The sequence below is a fragment of the Shewanella sp. ALD9 genome, from assembly GCF_002836315.1.
Lineage (GTDB): Bacteria > Pseudomonadota > Gammaproteobacteria > Enterobacterales > Shewanellaceae > Shewanella.
In genome coordinates this window covers 718,927-736,495 of record NZ_PJCD01000001.1, presented here as the reverse complement: position 1 = coordinate 736,495, position 17,569 = coordinate 718,927, and the positions used below count along the sequence as shown (strand labels likewise).

Annotated in this window: 12 protein-coding genes; 5 read left to right on the top strand and 7 right to left on the bottom strand. The window is 41.3% G+C overall.

The window, feature by feature from the left end:
* The first annotated feature begins 11 nt into the window (after nt 1-11).
* The 5 genes from srmB (at nt 12) to CXF88_RS03380 (ending at nt 9,157) form a co-directional block, all read left to right on the top strand.
* Nucleotides 12-1,232, top strand: coding sequence for an ATP-dependent RNA helicase SrmB (gene srmB, locus CXF88_RS03400; RefSeq protein WP_101085338.1), 1,221 nt, complete (start codon nt 12-14; stop codon nt 1,230-1,232).
* Between the two features lie 454 nt (nt 1,233-1,686).
* Nucleotides 1,687-2,886: an efflux RND transporter periplasmic adaptor subunit gene (locus tag CXF88_RS03395; RefSeq protein WP_101085337.1), complete on the top strand. Its 1,200-nt coding sequence runs from the start codon at nt 1,687-1,689 to the stop codon at nt 2,884-2,886.
* Between the two features lie 2 nt (nt 2,887-2,888).
* Entirely contained in the window at nt 2,889-6,041 is a 3,153-nt protein-coding gene (locus CXF88_RS03390; protein ID WP_101085336.1) for an efflux RND transporter permease subunit, read from the top strand.
* Between the two features lie 143 nt (nt 6,042-6,184).
* Nucleotides 6,185-6,817 (top strand): TatD family nuclease-associated radical SAM protein, encoded by a 633-nt coding sequence (locus CXF88_RS03385; RefSeq protein ID WP_101085335.1) that lies wholly within the window; start codon nt 6,185-6,187, stop codon nt 6,815-6,817.
* A 90-nt stretch (nt 6,818-6,907) separates the two neighbouring features.
* Complete coding sequence (locus tag CXF88_RS03380) at nt 6,908-9,157, top strand: PAS domain-containing protein (protein ID WP_101085334.1); 2,250 nt, start codon at nt 6,908-6,910, stop codon at nt 9,155-9,157.
* Nucleotides 9,158-9,329: 172 nt separating this feature from the next.
* Here CXF88_RS03380 and CXF88_RS03375 read toward each other — a convergent pair whose 3' ends face one another.
* From CXF88_RS03375 to CXF88_RS03345, 7 genes are all read right to left on the bottom strand, one after another.
* Entirely contained in the window at nt 9,330-10,772 is a 1,443-nt protein-coding gene (locus CXF88_RS03375; RefSeq protein ID WP_101085333.1) for a hypothetical protein, read from the bottom strand.
* Nucleotides 10,773-10,861: 89 nt separating this feature from the next.
* On the bottom strand, nt 10,862-11,449 hold the full coding sequence (locus CXF88_RS03370; RefSeq protein WP_101085332.1) for a hypothetical protein: 588 nt from the start codon (nt 11,447-11,449) through the stop codon (nt 10,862-10,864).
* Nucleotides 11,442-12,188 (bottom strand): hypothetical protein, encoded by a 747-nt coding sequence (locus CXF88_RS03365; protein WP_101085331.1) that lies wholly within the window; start codon nt 12,186-12,188, stop codon nt 11,442-11,444. Before CXF88_RS03365 ends, CXF88_RS03370 begins: the two co-directional genes overlap by 8 nt.
* A gap of 556 nt (nt 12,189-12,744) precedes the next feature.
* A complete protein-coding gene (locus tag CXF88_RS03360; protein WP_101085330.1) occupies nt 12,745-13,485 on the bottom strand; it encodes a DUF481 domain-containing protein in 741 nt (246 codons plus the stop codon).
* Between the two features lie 116 nt (nt 13,486-13,601).
* Nucleotides 13,602-14,942: an MATE family efflux transporter gene (locus CXF88_RS03355; protein ID WP_101085329.1), complete on the bottom strand. Its 1,341-nt coding sequence runs from the start codon at nt 14,940-14,942 to the stop codon at nt 13,602-13,604.
* 194 nt (nt 14,943-15,136) lie between these two features.
* Nucleotides 15,137-16,201, bottom strand: coding sequence for a class II fructose-bisphosphate aldolase (gene fba, locus CXF88_RS03350; protein WP_101085328.1), 1,065 nt, complete (start codon nt 16,199-16,201; stop codon nt 15,137-15,139).
* A 155-nt stretch (nt 16,202-16,356) separates the two neighbouring features.
* Nucleotides 16,357-17,532, bottom strand: coding sequence for a phosphoglycerate kinase (locus tag CXF88_RS03345; RefSeq protein ID WP_101085327.1), 1,176 nt, complete (start codon nt 17,530-17,532; stop codon nt 16,357-16,359).
* Between the last annotated feature and the right edge of the window lie 37 nt (nt 17,533-17,569).

The following is a 17,569-nucleotide window of genomic DNA, read 5'->3' as shown; positions in this document are numbered from 1 at the left end:
GAGACCAGCGCATGCAATTTGAAGATTTCCAGCTCGACCCTAGCTTATTAGAGTCACTCAAGGCCATGGGACACAACACCCCTACCACCATTCAGCAGCAAACTATTCCATTGGCCATGGATCAGCGGGATATTTTAGCGCGTGCGCCAACTGGCACCGGTAAGACGGCCAGTTTTTTACTGCCTGCTTTACAGCACCTTATTGACTTCCCTCGTCGTTTTGAAGGCCAAGCACGTATTTTGGTGCTAACGCCAACGCGTGAATTAGCCAGTCAAATTCATCGTTATGCAAGTCATTTAGCCACTGGGCTTGAGCTTAATATCGTCATTATTACTGGTGGTGTTCCATATGGCCCACAAGAAGAAGCACTTGCAGACAATGTTGATTTATTAATCGCCACCCCAGGTCGATTAATGGAATACCTAGATAAAGACAAATTTGACGCCACTGAAGTTGAAATTTTAATTATTGATGAAGCTGACCGCATGCTTGATATGGGTTTCTCATCAGTAGTGCAATCAATTGCCATTGAAGCTCAAGGCCGCAAACAGAACATGCTGTTTTCTGCCACGCTTGAAGGTAATGGGGTTAACCGTTTCGCTCGCGACTTATTAACCGATCCCGTAATGGTCGATGTTGAAGCGCCACGCAGTGAAAAAGCTAAAGTACACCAGTGGGTTCACTTGGCCGACGATCAAGCACATAAATTTGCATTGTTATGCCATATTCTTCAACAAGAAAATGTTACGCGCACCATTGTGTTTGTTAAAACTCGCGAAATGGTCGCCAGCCTTGAAGGCTTATTACTAAAAGCCAATATCCCATGTGCATTTATGCGCGGCGATATGGAACAGAAAAAACGTTTCCAAGCATTGGGTCGTTTTTCTAAAGGCGAAGTTAATGTGCTTTTGGCGACAGATGTTGCAGCTCGAGGAATCGATGTTGATGACATTACTCATGTGATTAACTTTGACATGCCACGTTCTGCTGACGCCTATGTTCATCGAATTGGCCGTACCGCTCGCGCTGGCGCAAAAGGAACCGCAATATCACTAGTTGAAGCGCACGATATGCGTATTGTGTCTAAAATTGAACGATACATTGAGATCCCACTGAAACGTCGTGTGATTGAAGAACTTCGTCCTAAACACAAAGAAGCTAAAGTGCCTGGTAAGAAAAAAGCCAATGCAAAAGATGCTCGAGTTAAATCGAAAAAATATAAGAAAAAGTAACTTTTAGGCAGCTTTTTTGCAGTGTCCTAAAACACATTGACCAACTAGTATTAAAGCGAATTACCCAGTGATTCGCTTTTTTTATCCCTAAAGCGCTATATATCATCATTAACTAGACCGAATACCGCCACAAAGTGTCAAGATATGTCAATTTATGCACAAAAAACACCCACCAACAAAATAGACTCTAAACCATTAATGGCTATGGATTAATACTTTCATACTGTATTTTATTCTTGCTAAAACATATCAAAAAAACCAACTTATTAAGCGTTAATCGTAGAATCATAAAAAACACAATTTTTTGAAACATTTTATTTACATCAGGCTATTTAGATAAACGTCATACTCTGTTAATTTAGATGCAATGAGTAATAAAATGAATCTGAATGAACATGTTAGCCAACGAAGTTAACTGTCTTTAGCATTATTTCAGCATGGATACGCAAAAGAAATGATAAAAATCATACTAAGAAGATTGTCACCACTCTTGATCATTATTGTATTTGTTGGGCTAGCCCTGGCACTTATTAGCACCCAAGAGACACCCGAGCAAAAAGATGAAGCCATCAGTGTACCGATAATTGATGTGCAAACCGTTACGCCGCAAACCTTATCGCTTAACTTACCCTCCTATGGTGTGGTTAACCCTAAATATAAAACTCAACTTGTCACCGAAGTTCAAGGGCGCATGCTAAGTATTTCAGCCAATTTTGTTGCCGGTGGCGTAGTTAAAAAAGGCGAGCAACTAGCCATTATCGAACCATCTGATTACGAAGCTGACCTTATTCAGGCCGAAGCGACTGTCGCACAGGCCACTGCTGCATTAAATGAAGAGAAAGCCCGCGGTGTTGTGGCTAAAATTGAATTTAAAGATTTTGGTAAAGGCTTACCGCCAGAACTTGGATTACGTATTCCACAACTGAAAAAAGAACAAGCCAACGTCAAGTATGCAGAAGCGGCATTAGCCCGTGCACAACGTAACTTAGCCCGCACCGTTATTCGCGCGCCATTTGACGGCATCATTAAGGCCCGCAATGTCGACTTAGGCCAATATGTCACGTTAGGCACAAATTTAGGTGAACTATACGACACCAGTATCGCCGAAATCAGATTGCCGTTAGCAAATGAAGATCTCGCTTATTTAGAGTCGGTCGATAATCCTGAAACAGCAGTCACACTCACAGCATTGCTGGCGGGTAAACAAGTCTCTTGGCAAGGCAATATAGTGCGCAGCGAAAATGTCATCGACGAACAAACTCGCATGGTCTATTTGGTAGCAGAAATTCATGATCCCTATTTGCGTAACAACAAAACCGAAGGCCAACTACCTTTAAAATACGGCAGTTTTGTTAATGCCGTGATCACAGGTCGAACCGTTAATGATGTGGTAAAACTGCCTCGCCATGTAGTACGAAATGGTCAAGTTGCTGTAGTAAGTGCCGACAATATTATCGAAATACGCCCAGTCAATATTATTCGCTCAGACGTTGACTCCATTTATATTCAAGGCAGTTTCAAAGCGAATGAGCGCGTATCAACCACTAGCATCAACAGCTTAAACTCTGGACAAGCCATTAAAGTACTTGGTGAAGAAACCAAAACTGAACCAGTCGATACTGACACCCAAGCCGCTACGACTGCAGGTGAATAATAATGGATACTAATAAAGGAATTATCGCCTGGTTTGCTCGCAACAGTGTCGCCGCCAACTTACTGATGGCAGCCTTGCTTATTGGCGGTTTGTTTAGTGCTGTGCTTATTAATAAAGAAATTTTTCCAACGTTTGAATTAAATCTCATCAATATCAATGTGGCCTATCCTGGCGCTGCGCCACAAGAAATTGAAGAAGGGATTAATATAAAAATCGAAGAAGCTATTCAAGATATTAGCGGCATTAAAAAAGTGACGTCTGTTGCCAGTGATAGTGTTGGCTCGGTGACGATTGAAGTCGAAGACGGCTACGAAGTGCAGCAAGTACTAGATGAAGCAAAACTGCGTATTGATGCCATTGCGACCTTCCCAGATAACATCGAAAAACCCAACATTTATCAAATAAAGCCAGAAAACAATGTCATTTGGGTGTCTGTCTATGGCGACATGACGCTACATGACATGAAAGAAATGGCTAAAGCGATCAGAGACGACATCACCGATTTACCTGCCGTCACTCGTGCAAAAGTCACTGGTGTTCGAGACTATGAAATTGGCATTGAACTGTCTGAAGACAAGTTACGCGAATATGGCATTACATTTACTCAAGTCGCTTTAGCGGTACAAAACTCATCGATTGATTTACCCGGCGGTTCTATTCGGGCCCAAGACGGTGACATCTTGCTGCGTACTAAAGGCCAAGCTTATACTGCTGATGACTTTGCCCAAATTGTGGTAGAGACTCGCGCAGATGGCAGCCGAATTATGTTACCGCAAGTCGCTACCATTAATGATGATTTTGAAGAGCGTTTAGAGTACACCCGCTTTAACGGTAAACCTGCTGCCGTCATTGAAATTACCAGTATTGATGATCAAAATGCGTTAGATATTTCATCTCAAGTTAAAGCCTACGTTGCTGAACGTAAAAAAAGCTTACCAAGCAATATTCAACTTGATACCTGGGGTGATTTAACTCACTACTTGCAAGGTCGTTTAAACATGATGTTGTCGAACATGTTTTATGGCGCCCTGCTGGTGTTTATTATTCTGGCTTTGTTCTTAGACCTTAAACTCGCTTTTTGGGTAATGATGGGCTTACCGGTGTGCTTTTTGGGCACCATGTTATTAATGCCAATTGAACCGTTTAACATGTCGATTAACATGTTGACCTTATTCGCGTTTATTCTGGTGCTGGGGATAGTCGTCGACGATGCCATTGTCATCGGCGAAAGTGCCTATACCGAATTAGAAGAAAACGGCCACTCGTTGGATAACGTCGTAAAAGGTGTGCAAAAAGTAGCCATGCCCGCCACATTTGGGGTACTCACCACTATTGCGGCCTTTATCCCGATGATTATGGTGTCTGGGCCCATGGGGATTATTTGGAAATCCATCGGTATGGTGGTGATTTTGTGTTTAGCGTTTTCGCTGATCGAATCAAAACTGATTCTACCTGCGCATTTGGCCCACATGAAAATCAAAAAACGCACTACACCGACTAACATTTTCTCGCGCTTTAAATTTGCCCTTAATGAATGGTTACAACACTTTATTCATAATACCTATCGTCACTTTTTAGAACGTTGTATTACGCGACGATATAGCGTGGTGGCGGTGTTTATTGGGGTACTAATTTTGTCGCTTGCATTAGTGCAAAGTGGCAAAGTACGCTGGGTTTTCTTCCCTGATATTCCATCAGATTTTATTCAAGTCCAGCTTGAAATGGAAGAAGGTAGCTCTGAGCAGAACACCCTAAAAGTACTGCAACAAGTTGAGGATGCGTTATATAAGATGAACGCCAAGCTTGAAGAGCAATACGGTTACCCAATGGTAAAACACAGCTATATCGAACTTAGTTCACGCAGCAGTGCGTTTGTGTTTACTGAACTGACTAAAGGCGAAGACCGTGAAATCGACGGCGTCGCAATTGCGGAAGAGTGGCGTAATCAATTACCTGAGTTATTGTCAGTTAAAAAGCTTAACATCAATGCCAGTACCAACGATGCCGGCGGCGATTTATCTTTTCGCTTAACCGCAACCGACTTAGACCAGTTATCTGAGGCCGCTAAGGTACTTAAAGCAAAACTAGCCACTTACGAAGGCGTGTATGATATTACCGATAACTTCTCATCGGGTTCACACGAGATCCGCTTAAACATTCGTCCAGAAGCCGAAGCGCAAGGATTAACACTGTCAGATTTAGCTCGCCAAGTCCGTTACGGTTTTTATGGTTATGAAGCCCAACGTATTTTGCGTAATAAAGAAGAAGTGAAAGTCATGGTACGTTACCCACTTGAGCAGCGCCGCACTGTGGGCGATCTTGAAAACATGCTTATCCGCACCCAGTCAGGCGCAGCGGTACCGTTTTCAACGGTAGCCAATATAGAACTGGGTGAGTCATATGCATCGATCACCCGAGTTGATGGTCGCCGAGCAATTACCATTAGTGCCAATGTGAATAAAAACAATGTTGAGCCATCTAAAGTGGTCGCCGAAATTCAGGAAGACTTTTTACCTGAACTCACCGCGCGCTTCCCAAAAGTGGCTTCAGCTTTAGATGGTGGCAGTTTAGATGAGCAAAATGCCATGCTGGGTTTAGCCCAAGGCTTCTTTTTTGCCATGTTCACCATTTATGCTTTAATGGCTATCCCTTTAAAATCGTACACACAACCGTTAATCATTATGTCGGTGATTCCGTTTGGCATGATTGGCGCCTTGTTTGGCCACTATATTCTTGGTTTATCCATGAGCGTGTTAAGTTTATGCGGAATTGTGGCATTAGCCGGGGTTGTGGTAAATGACTCGTTGATTTTGGTCGACTTTGTTAACCGCGCTCGCGAAGAGGGCAAATCGATAATGCAATCGGCTATCGATTCTGGTTGTTACCGTTTTAGAGCCATTATATTAACCTCGCTCACCACCTTTGTTGGCTTAGTGCCGATTATTATGGAAAAAAGCTTACAGGCTAAAATTGTTATCCCAATGGCCACATCGCTCGCATTTGGTATTTTATTTTCGACCGTAGTGACGTTAATTTTGGTGCCAATTTTGTACATCATTTTGGATGATATAAAACGCTTGTGGCAACGATTTTTCATTTGGTGGTGGCAACCTAAACCTGCTGAAAGTGAATTCAGATCTGACGAGCACCATTAATCGAATTAATCCCAATTGTTAACAAAAAACAGAGCTAACTCAGCTCTGTTTTTTTTGCAGTAAAATCTGCGAGCTGAGCAACATAGTCACCATTAAAATTCAGCTAAAATGACCGCTATAATATCTATGAAAGAAAACCTGACATGAGCGACACAACTTTACCGATACCCACCTCACCTATACCAACCTTAGTTTACGATATCGGCAAGCACCGTTATCTCAACATTACCGCCAGGTGCACTTTAAGATGCCAATTTTGCCCCAAACATAATGGCTCAAATCAAGTACACGACTATGACTTATCACTCACCCGACGTATTACTGCTGAGGACCTGTTGCCCTTGTTAGGCGATGTTCATGAGGTTGAAGAATATGTCTTTTGCGGCTTTGGTGAACCAACTCTAAACCTTGACTGCTTACTGCAAGTTGCTCATGCAATAAAAGCACAAGGCGGTAAAGTACGCCTAAACACTGATGGCCTGGGTAATCACTTTCATCGACGCAATATTTTGCCAGAGCTCAGTCAATGCATCGACAGTTTGTCTATTTCGCTTAACGCCGATACACCTGAAAGCTATCAACAGCATTGCCGCCCTAAGCTTGCCAATTCGTACACTGCATTACTGGATTTTATTAAGCTTGCACCTCATTACATCCCTCTCGTTCAAGTAAGTGCCATTAACGGACTCGCAAATGTCAACATTGACCGCTGCCGCGATATCGCACAACAAAATGGCGTAGTATTTAAACAACGGGAACTCGATAACATTGGTTAAACAAATAGCGCCTAATCGCAGCTAGACGTTTTCGCCACTGCCGGCTTCATGCTAGTATTGCCATCAAGAGAATGCTAAAAAAGTGGCACCATGTCTAAACACAAAGCAGTGAGTTCTTCAAACTCGTTATTAATTTCTTCACAGGCAACTCATTGGTCGCAACAGCATATTCTTTCGCTGCTAAGCCAATTGATTATTTTATTAATAGCAGTGTTTATTGTCACTAGTATGGTAGTCAATTTAGGCGAGCGTCGCCTACAAGAAGATTGGGCAGACCAACGCTATAGTGAATTACAAACTGTCGCGTCCTTAGCGTCTGACAAAGTGTCATTTTTGCAGTTTAGAACCCAAATCATCGCCAAAGGTGAGTTACTGCGCCAATATCTGCAAAACCCATCAGAAAAGCTACAATTAAAAACCATCGAAAACTGGGATTCATTAACTAACAATATTCCAGAACTGCTTGGGTTGGCATTGTTTAACCCTCAAGGAAAACTCCAGTTTGCCACCACCGGTAGTTTCAATAACATGCAACTTCCCGCGGCATTATTAGGCTCGGGCAGAAATATGGGCGGCGACGACATTTACACTTCACCCATGGCATTTACTCCCATTAATGGCATCTTAGAGCCCTATTTTTATCAGTTATCATGGATAGAAAATCCAGACCAAAGTATCAAAGGGTATTTAGTCACTTACAATTCGATCGTTAAATTACTTGAAACTATAAAACCGGCTTTTTTTAATCAAAATTCACCATTGCTCATGCTGGATACTCAAGGCTTCCTCTATGCAGGAGCCAACCAACCTGCACCTCTAGACAATATGCCCGATGCACTTGGAGCAAGTTTAAAGCAGTCTTACCCAGAATTGTGGCGAGTGATGGCCATGAATAACTTTGGCCAGTTTCACAGCCATGATGCCACTTTCGTGTATTTAAAAGTCGAGTTAACCAGTCAATATGAGACTAAAAGAGAATACTTTTTATTGTCTTATATTCGCCATGACGACATTGCCACTCGTTATGCACAATGGCGAATTGTAGTCATTATCGCTGGATGTCTCATCGCACTGTTAGCCAGTTTATTGATTATACTAAGACATCGATTTGTACTCGAGCGACGCGCAAAGCAAAATAGCGTTCAATTGAGCAACGGTTTGTTTAACAGCGAATTAAGCTGCTTAATCGTTAATGATAACGGTCGAATCCAGAGCATTAATGCCAAAGCAGCTGCGGCATTATCTTTGCCAGTTGACGCTCTTAAAGACCGCAGTTTACAACGAGTGTTACACCTTGATGATGATCGCTTCAATCACATTAAAGAGACGTTAATTGAGAATAAGCAATGGCATGGTGAGATCAGTTTAGAAACGCTTAATAGTAGTATGTTGCAAACCCATATTCGCAGTAAAAAATGCCCTAACAGTAATGAGCATTATTGGTTAGTGACATTTGAAGACATTACCGCATTATTTGAAAGCCAGCGCCAAGCCTATCTCTATCAATTAATGAGTAGCGGAGCGGTTGCTACGGCACTAACCGATGCCAATGGATTAATAGTAAAATGTAATAACCAATTTGATAACCTGATGTCTTTACACGGAGACACCAATATTTCGATCACTGAATTACTCGGCGATGAGTTGAAAAATCAATGGCAAAATATTAGTGCACAAATTAGCTTGCAAGGAGAGTGGACTGCGCAAATTATGCCATTTAACCACAGTCGTTATGAGCATTGTTTAAAAACGACGCTAGCAGGCCAGCTGACATTTGAAGGTGATATTGAATACCTTATTTGCACATTTGAACAGACAACCCCAACGGTGTCGGCCCAAAGTAGTAGCAACGTCATTGGCCATAGAAGTGCCATAGTGTTACGTTTAAATGAGCTAGAAAATTATTTTTTCAAACTTAGCGAGCTCACTAAAGAACATTCAAGCTTACTGGTAATGGACATTAACCCAGAAGGGATTTTCAGTAACATGGGTAACATGAGCCAGCTTGAAAAGCGCCAAAAAGACATTGAGCTACAATTATTGATTGAGTTACCGCTTAATTACCAAATAGCACAATGGCAGCTCGGAAAGCTCGTTATCTTACTAACCGAAACAAATGCAAACTCTGCACATCAATATGCGATTAATATGCTTCAAAGTCTTGAAGAAAAGAATTTAGGTGAAGGGATTAACATTGGTATCGCCAGCTATTTACAGCCACAAAGTTTGGATACATACCTTGCTAACGCTGAAATAGCCTTAAAAAGAGCTAAACAATCTGTTGACCAGAATATTTGCCAAGCCTTTACTCGTCCTACGAATAAACAAAGTAGCACTTAAAGTAACAATTAAAGTAATAACCGCCGTAAAATTGATAGATTAAATCACCTGACGCAGTATTGTGTAACGTCAGGTGATATTCAATTTGCACGGTTGTTTAATCAATGGATAATGCCCATTCATTGGGCTACTCGATGAACATCAACATGCTAGTATGGTGTCCAACCTAATCTTAAGCGTGTGGTTTCGGATGACTCACCACTTCAGGAAGGATCTCATCTGATTCGAGCCTGAAAGGCTGAACATTATCAGGTAGTTTACTTTCAGTAATTTCAACAATGCTTGAACGATTCATGGTCACTTTAAAGCGAGCATATTCAGGTTGTTGCTTTCCGTCACGTAACACCGCAACCAAATTGACTTGATAACGACGTTCAACAGACTCATTACTAATATTACCTTCACTTTCTGAGTATATTTTAGCTTTTCCTCGCTCTAAATGGCGGGCAAAAGGCACTAAACTGAAGTTCACTTGTTCTTGAATTTGTGAATAATCAGCCTCAAAAGGCTTATTTGCCACCTTAGTAGCAATACGATAATGCAGTACTTCCGAATCCACTTTATTCTGGCTGTGGCGTTGCCTCATAATATCTGCCACCGTTTTGGGAATATCTTGGCTGCGCATGAATTCGAGCCAAACTAACTGCTTAGCCACCACGGTTTGAGTCGTGGTATCCCGTAAAATACGGCTCCATCTTGGACGACCGCGTTGGATAAGCCGCCACATCGCATTACGAAAATCCTCTTTAAAGATTTCCCTGAAACCATAAATAACCGCTAACGTCAGCAACAAGGTCAAGGTTAAGCCATTAAAGAAACCTTGCGCTTTTATAATCAATGCCGATACCACCAACATCACCAACCCAGTGGCGACGCCAGTAACAAATTTCTTTAACCCTACTCCAAGCGGTTTTAATTCTTCTTTTAATACTACGCCTTGTTGAATGAGTCGACGCAATAGCAACATCTTATTTGAAATACGGTTAGCGTCTTGCTGGGTTTGCATAGAGTTATATTTGCATACTTGCTCGCGGTAGTGATTCTCGTTACGGCATAAATTGAGCACTTTTTCTTTAACATCACTATAGTCAGCACTTCTAGGACTACGTGCCAATGTCTTTAATAACTGCTGCTCACAAAACCAAGACAAGTAATTATCGGCATGCTCAAAATAAGATTTCCACTTAGGATCATTCGGTTCATTGCGTCGAAACTTTTTCAATAGTTGCGCAACCACATCACAAAGCTCATCTAAAGCAGGATAAAATTCATTTAATTCTAGTTTTTGGTGCAACTCTTTAACGTCAGTTTCAATGGCGACAGCAAATTGATAAGCGAATAAATTGAGGTATAAACGAAACTCTTCTAAGGTGCGTTTATTTAAACTGACGAAACGGGACTGAACTAAGGGTAAATGCAGCCCTTTAGAATAATAAGAACGACGCCCAAGAATACTACTGTGATAATAATCTTCTTCATCTAAGGTATGCGAACCAATACCCATTTCTGTTGGCAAATAAAAATACAGATCAAATACCCGTTGATCACCAGGGCCCATTTGATGACTGAACTTTATTGATAACGCTTCTTCTTGTTTTACTTTAACTTTTGCCACTATATATTTCACACACCTTTTAAAATTGACACATAACTACTATACCTCAATGGGAATATTAAGCTAAAAGTTAATTTATTCAATCAAAATCAATCGGAAGTATTGGCTGATAGTAACTGACAGGACCAGATGTTATTACTTGGCAGAAATTTTAACGTTGCTCTCGTCAATGTATTATCTAAGTCAATTACCTGAATCTGCTGAGATACACTAGAACCAGCCATTAAGTGGTGAGCAGAAACACCATATTCATTTCGTAAATATGGTTGCAGCCGACCGTTTTGTTGCCAACTGATAGGTTGCAGTGTTAACGCTAAATGATAAGTAAATGAGCCAATATCAACATGTTTAACCTTACCTAATAGTTGAGCAATTTCGGTAGCGTCTGTTGCGGACTCGAGTTTATAAGTCAGCTGAGCTTGATGGTGATCAATGTCTAGCATTAACCATAAATTGCTTTTATCAACCGTTAACGACGACTCTCCTTGTTGACTGAAATAACCATCGGCATGGCAATTGAAATACCAAACATTATGGGTATTTGCAATGCGATTAAGCACACTGGTAGCAATGAATATAATGAGCAGAAAACTTAATACAAAAAAAAGTTTGCCGCGTTTTGACTGTAGTAATCGGCGTATTTTAATATGCAATAATAGGGTTCTTAATCTAGCCACAAATGTGTACCTTTTGCAGCCATTGCTGGGTGATAAATGGCGCACCCATATTATCGATACTGACTTTGATACTATTAATTAATGGTGTCGCTTCACTGGAGTCGGTTAAAGTGAAACTCATATAATCTTGATTGGCCGACAAAGCAACGTGAATGGAATCCCAGCGAATATTGTGACAAAGGCGTAGTTGCGATGATAAGCAGTCCGCATGCAAAATGGCATCTTGCTGATTATTATTGCCAAACACAAACAACTGAACAATACGTCCATCAGGGCTTAGCACTTGTCGCAATACATCGGCTTGAGCAAACTCTGGAGGGCTAAGCTTAGAGTAAACAAATAATAATACACATAGTAGAATAATAATAATAAACAGATACTGACCTAAAGATAATAGCCGTTCAGGTAATTCCAAGATTTTAGTACGCTTAGCGGTTGCAGTTGAATATAAAATCACCCCCTGTTCAGGTACATATTCAATAAGGTTGGTATGGCGCTTACACATGTAATTAATAATTTTGCCGATAATATCGAGTAGTTCAGCATGAGATAATTGATGAGGACAGTCGCCAGAAATGGCCACTGTTTCAAGCATAGATAAGGGAACGACTTGACCACGATGCAGGACTAACTGGCTCAGAATCCAATACTCGTGATCATTTAAATGCCACTGGGCTGCCGTGGTCTGATCGACCAACAAACGTTGTGTATTGTCGAACCAACAACATCCTATTTGCATCGCCCTGTCTCAGTGTATCGACTGATTCAAAAAGTATACTCTCAAAGTGAGAGTTTAATGGATGTTAAGCCAGCTATCCTCCGGATAATATTGCTAATTCGTGAACCAGTCCGCGAATATAGCGATTATTTGCGCAAGGTATAATTGCATGATATTGAATATAGAAATTGCTAATTAATATTATTATAGATTCATATTATTGTTGATTCGCCCAAGTTTAAAATGGGAAAGGTTAAGACCATAGTCAATACAGAGCTAATATTAGTGCTGGTGATCGCGCTGGCAATAGCAGAAATTGAGCCATCAATAGCAAGCTGATTAAAAGTAAAATCAACCTAATTAGCGATGAATAACGGTTGGATGTATATTGACAAGCAAGTGGATGCCTTATGTACTACCGATTGAATAAGTAAGTTACGGCTTAACAATGGCTCAATAGTCAGTGTTTTTTGGTATATAGGTAAGACAATATTACGGCTAACAGCCCATAAAAAAAGCTGGCAAAGCCAGCTTTCTGTTACTTACACTCAAGTGAACTAGGCTTTAGATTAGTCACTTAAAATGCGTAAAGTAATGTCATGTTTGTTTCAGTATCAGTGCTTTCTTTGTCATCAAGCGGTTCACTGTTATAACGCACAATAACGGCAAATTTCATCGCTAGAGCACCTACGATATTGGCAGTTAATGAAGTTTCAGAACGCGCATCTAATTTACTACCCCAATCGGCAATAAATTTCTGTTGGAACTTAGATGAATCACTGATCTTGGTTTGGAAATCAATCACCGCGTGAGCAACAACGCTGTCGTCGCTATCATAACCTTCTGCCAGTGCTGATTCTTCATCAAGTTGTTGGTAAATATAACCAGGACCCGCCTCCGCTTTTAAAGACATTCTGTCGGTATCAATAAAACGGTAACCATAACCAGCTGACGTCGTTGAAGTGAAATCATAACCAGTGAATGGATCAACTTCATAGTTAGTGTTAGCAAACAAATAGCTCAAATCATTAATTTGATAGTCGCCTTGCACACCAAGAAAATAACGCTTTGCAGTCACTTCTTCGGTATCTTCTTTGTATAATCCTTCAAACACATACTCGTTTTCCCAGTCACCTAATTCTTGTTTCAACGCTAGGCGCGCTTTAAACGAAGAAGTATCGGTATTACCTGTGGTTAAAGTCGCACCTAATTCTGCTTCACCAGCAAGAGTGGCATCACCTTCAACAAACTCACTTCCAGCATGTGCTGCAAATGGCATGGTTAGTGTAATAGCTGCAGTAAGTAGCAGTTTTTTCATGTCATTTCGTCCTTTATTTACGATTTACAAAATCTAATGGGGGGTCATGCGCTTAAAATTCCCACGCATACTAACACTTTGATCGCAGAATTGAAAAATAGTCATCCCCTTAAGCGTTAAGCAACAAGGCTCTTAGCCTGCCAACGGCCACTGCGCCAACGCCACAACATCGCCAACCCTCTAACCCACTCATCAAGCGCTAAGGCAGCCCAAATACCCAATAAACCATACTCTAAATGGATCCCGAGATAATAAGCACCTGGTACCGCGATACACCACATTGAAAATAAGCCCATAAAAAACGGAAACTTGGCATCGCCGCTAGCTCTTAACGCATTAATCACCACTAAATTAAAAGTTCTACCGGGCTCCATAACTAACGTGAGTACAAATAATTGCCCCACAAGGACAATAATGTCCTGTTCATCAGTAAACAGACCGACAAGGTTAGGTCCCCATATTGCAACGAATAAAGCCACAACACTGGTAACAATCAAACCCAATTTTAATGCGCGATACATTTGATGCTCTGCAGCTTTTAATTGCTTAGCACCCACCATATGACCAATAATAATTTCGTTACCTATGCCTATCGATAGCCCGAACAATAAGATAAACATACAAATTTGAAAATATAATGACTGCGCCGCTAACGCTTTATCACCCATTAAGCCAACAAATGAAGTGACGACCATAAATTGCAGCATCCACGAGACGTTTTCGCCGGCGGCAGGTAAACCAATGTGAAACACTTTTTTTAGCATGACTTTATCTGGACGAAAAATACTCGGAATGTGTAATGGTATTTTGGTATAGCGTACAAACAACACCATCATAATGCTCACACCCACTAGTCGCCCAACAACAGTACTAATCGCAACCCCTGCTACACCCATTTGTGGCAAACCAAACCAACCATAGAGCAATAATAAGTTGCCGATAAAGGTGATCACATTCATCGATAATGTTACCCACATAGCTTGCTGGGTAAAACCATGAGCCCGCATTCCGGCCGCTAAGCACATGGCCATCGCTTCGGGAATTAAACACAAACCGACAATTTGTAAATACAATTTACCATCGGCCATAAGCTCCGCAGGTAAGTTCATTAGATTCAACATCATGGTTGAGCCGGTTAAAATACCTACCGCTGCGACCAAACCAACTAAAAAATTGAATCCGATAGATGAATACACTACGGCACTGGCTGCAGCTTTATTATTAGCCCCTAAATACTGAGTAATGACAACACTAGCGCCAATACTGACGAAACTAAATAACGTAATGGCCAGTTCAAACACCATATTACCAACCGACAGCGCCGCCACACCTTGATACGACACATGGCTTATCATAAAAGTATTAATTGCTGCCGTTAAAAAGTGCAAAGCAAAGTCGACGAACAATGGCCAGGTCAGTGAAAATAAGGATAAAGGTGCATTCGGCTTAACAAGCATATAATGAGTTCAACTATTAAAGATGGCTAACGGAATAAGGTTATATCAATAAATGATGACGTTTTTGCGTCAATTTTTAAGGCGAGGATGATGCTAGATAGCGTTTAAAAAAACAACGTTTTTCGTCATTAATTTACAAAAAAATCAGCTCATTCAAAAAATGAGCTGATTTACTGTTTTAACATAAAAAAGGTTTACATGATTTTAGGGTCAAGTTCACCAGATTGATAAGCTTTATACATTGCTTGTAGTGACTTAGGCTTAATTTTAGAGGCCATACCCGCACAACCAAATGCTTCATAACGAGTCGTACAAATGTCAGCCATCGCTTCCATTGATGCTTTTAAGAATTTACGAGGATCAAATTCTGCAGGATGTTCAGCTAAGAATTTACGCACTGCACCCGTTGATGCCAAACGTAAATCGGTATCAATGTTCACTTTACGCACACCGTGCTTAATACCTTCAACGATTTCTTCTAATGGTACGCCGTAAGTTTCTGGAATTTCACCACCATACTGGTTGATGATTTTCAGCCACTCTTGCGGTACAGAAGATGAACCGTGCATCACTAAATGCGTGTTAGGGATACGCGCATGAATTTCTTTAATACGGTCTATACGTAATACATCACCAGTAGGTTTACGACTAAACTTATAAGCTCCATGGCTGGTACCAATCGCAATAGCTAATGCATCAACATGAGTATCGGCAACAAAACGCGCTGCTTCTTCTGGAGTTGTTAGCATTTGGTCCATGCTGAGAATACCCGCAGCACCCACACCATCTTCTTCGCCTGCTTGGCCAGTTTCTAAACTGCCTAAACAACCGATTTCACCTTCAACTGACACACCACATGCATGAGCAAAAGCCACAGTACGACGAGTCACATCCACGTTATACTCGTATGACGCGGGTGTTTTACCATCGGCCATCAACGAGCCATCCATCATTACTGATGACATGCCTAATTGGATTGAGCGCTGACAAATGTCAGGATCAGTACCGTGATCTTGATGAATACATACCGGAATATCTGGATACTGCTCAAGCGCAGCAGCCATAAGATATTTTAAAAACTGTGGGCGAGCATATTTACGTGCACCAGCAGATGCTTGCACAATAACAGGGCTGTCAGTTGCTTCAGCCGCTTGCATAATTGCACGCATTTGTTCAAGGTTGTTCACGTTAAATGCAGGGACGCCATAACCATGCTCTGCAGCATGATCAAGCAGTTGTCGTAGAGAGATAAGAGCCATTTTGTTCTCCATTAATAGGGTGATTACTCACCTAGGTCGCTATCGTTTGGACGGATTTTAAACTCTGGCACAACCTACATCCTGTAGGTTATGACAGAGCATTTTTTTATAATAATTATTATTAGGTTTTACGGTACAAATACTTGATATGTGATCTAAGCGCCACGCTTTTCAAGCATTGCTACAGCGGGTAATTCTTTACCTTCTAAAAACTCAAGGAAAGCACCACCGCCGGTTGAAATATAAGACACTTTGTCAGCAATGTTATACTTATCGACTGCCGCTAGCGTGTCACCACCGCCAGCAATAGAAAACGCTTTAGAATTAGCAATGGCTTGGGCAATACGCTTAGTACCTTCGCCGAATTGATCAAACTCAAACACGCCAACAGGACCATTCCAGACGATCGTCCCTGCTTGTTCAATAATTTTAGCCAGTGCTTCTGCGCTATCTGGGCCGATATCAAAAATCATATCGCTGTCGGTCACGTCTGCTACTGACTTTAATGTTGCAGTTGCAGTTGGGCTAAATTCGCTTGCTACAACAACATCTGTTGGTACAGGAATATCACCACCACGGCTTCTCGCATTTGCCACAAGACGCTTTGCTTCTTCCACTAAATCAGCTTCATACAATGATTTACCGACGTTATAACCCGCAGCTGCGATAAAGGTATTGGCAATACCGCCACCCACAACAAGCTGGTCAACCTTAGTTGATAGGCTTTCAAGCACAGTTAATTTAGTCGACACTTTAGAACCACCTACTATCGCCACCATTGGACGAGCTGGGTTATCAAGCGCTTTGCCTAATGCATCTAATTCTTGCGACAATAATGGGCCAGCACAAGCAATAGGAGCATAAACACCTACACCATGAGTAGATGCTTGGGCACGATGAGCCGTACCAAATGCGTCCATTACATACACATCACATAATGCTGCCATTTTTTTAGACAGAGCTTCATCGTTTTTACCTTCGCCAATATTAAAGCGAACGTTTTCAAATACCACAACTTCGCCAACATTCACGTCAACGCCATCAAGATAATCACTCACTAAGCGCACTGGGCAGTCTAACGCTTTAGCTAAATAATCGACTACCGGCTGCATTGAATATTCAGCGTTAAACTCGCCTTCTGTTGGGCGGCCTAAATGAGACATCACCATTACGGCAGCGCCTTTTTTCAATGCGAGTTGAATGGTAGGTAATGATGCGCGTAAACGTGCATCACTTGTTACAACACCGTCGCTGACAGGTACGTTTAAATCTTCACGAATAAGCACACGCTTATTTTGTAGATCTAAATCTGTCATGTTAATAATTGCCATAATTAGCAGTTCCTTTTTAAGTTAATACAAAGTCTTG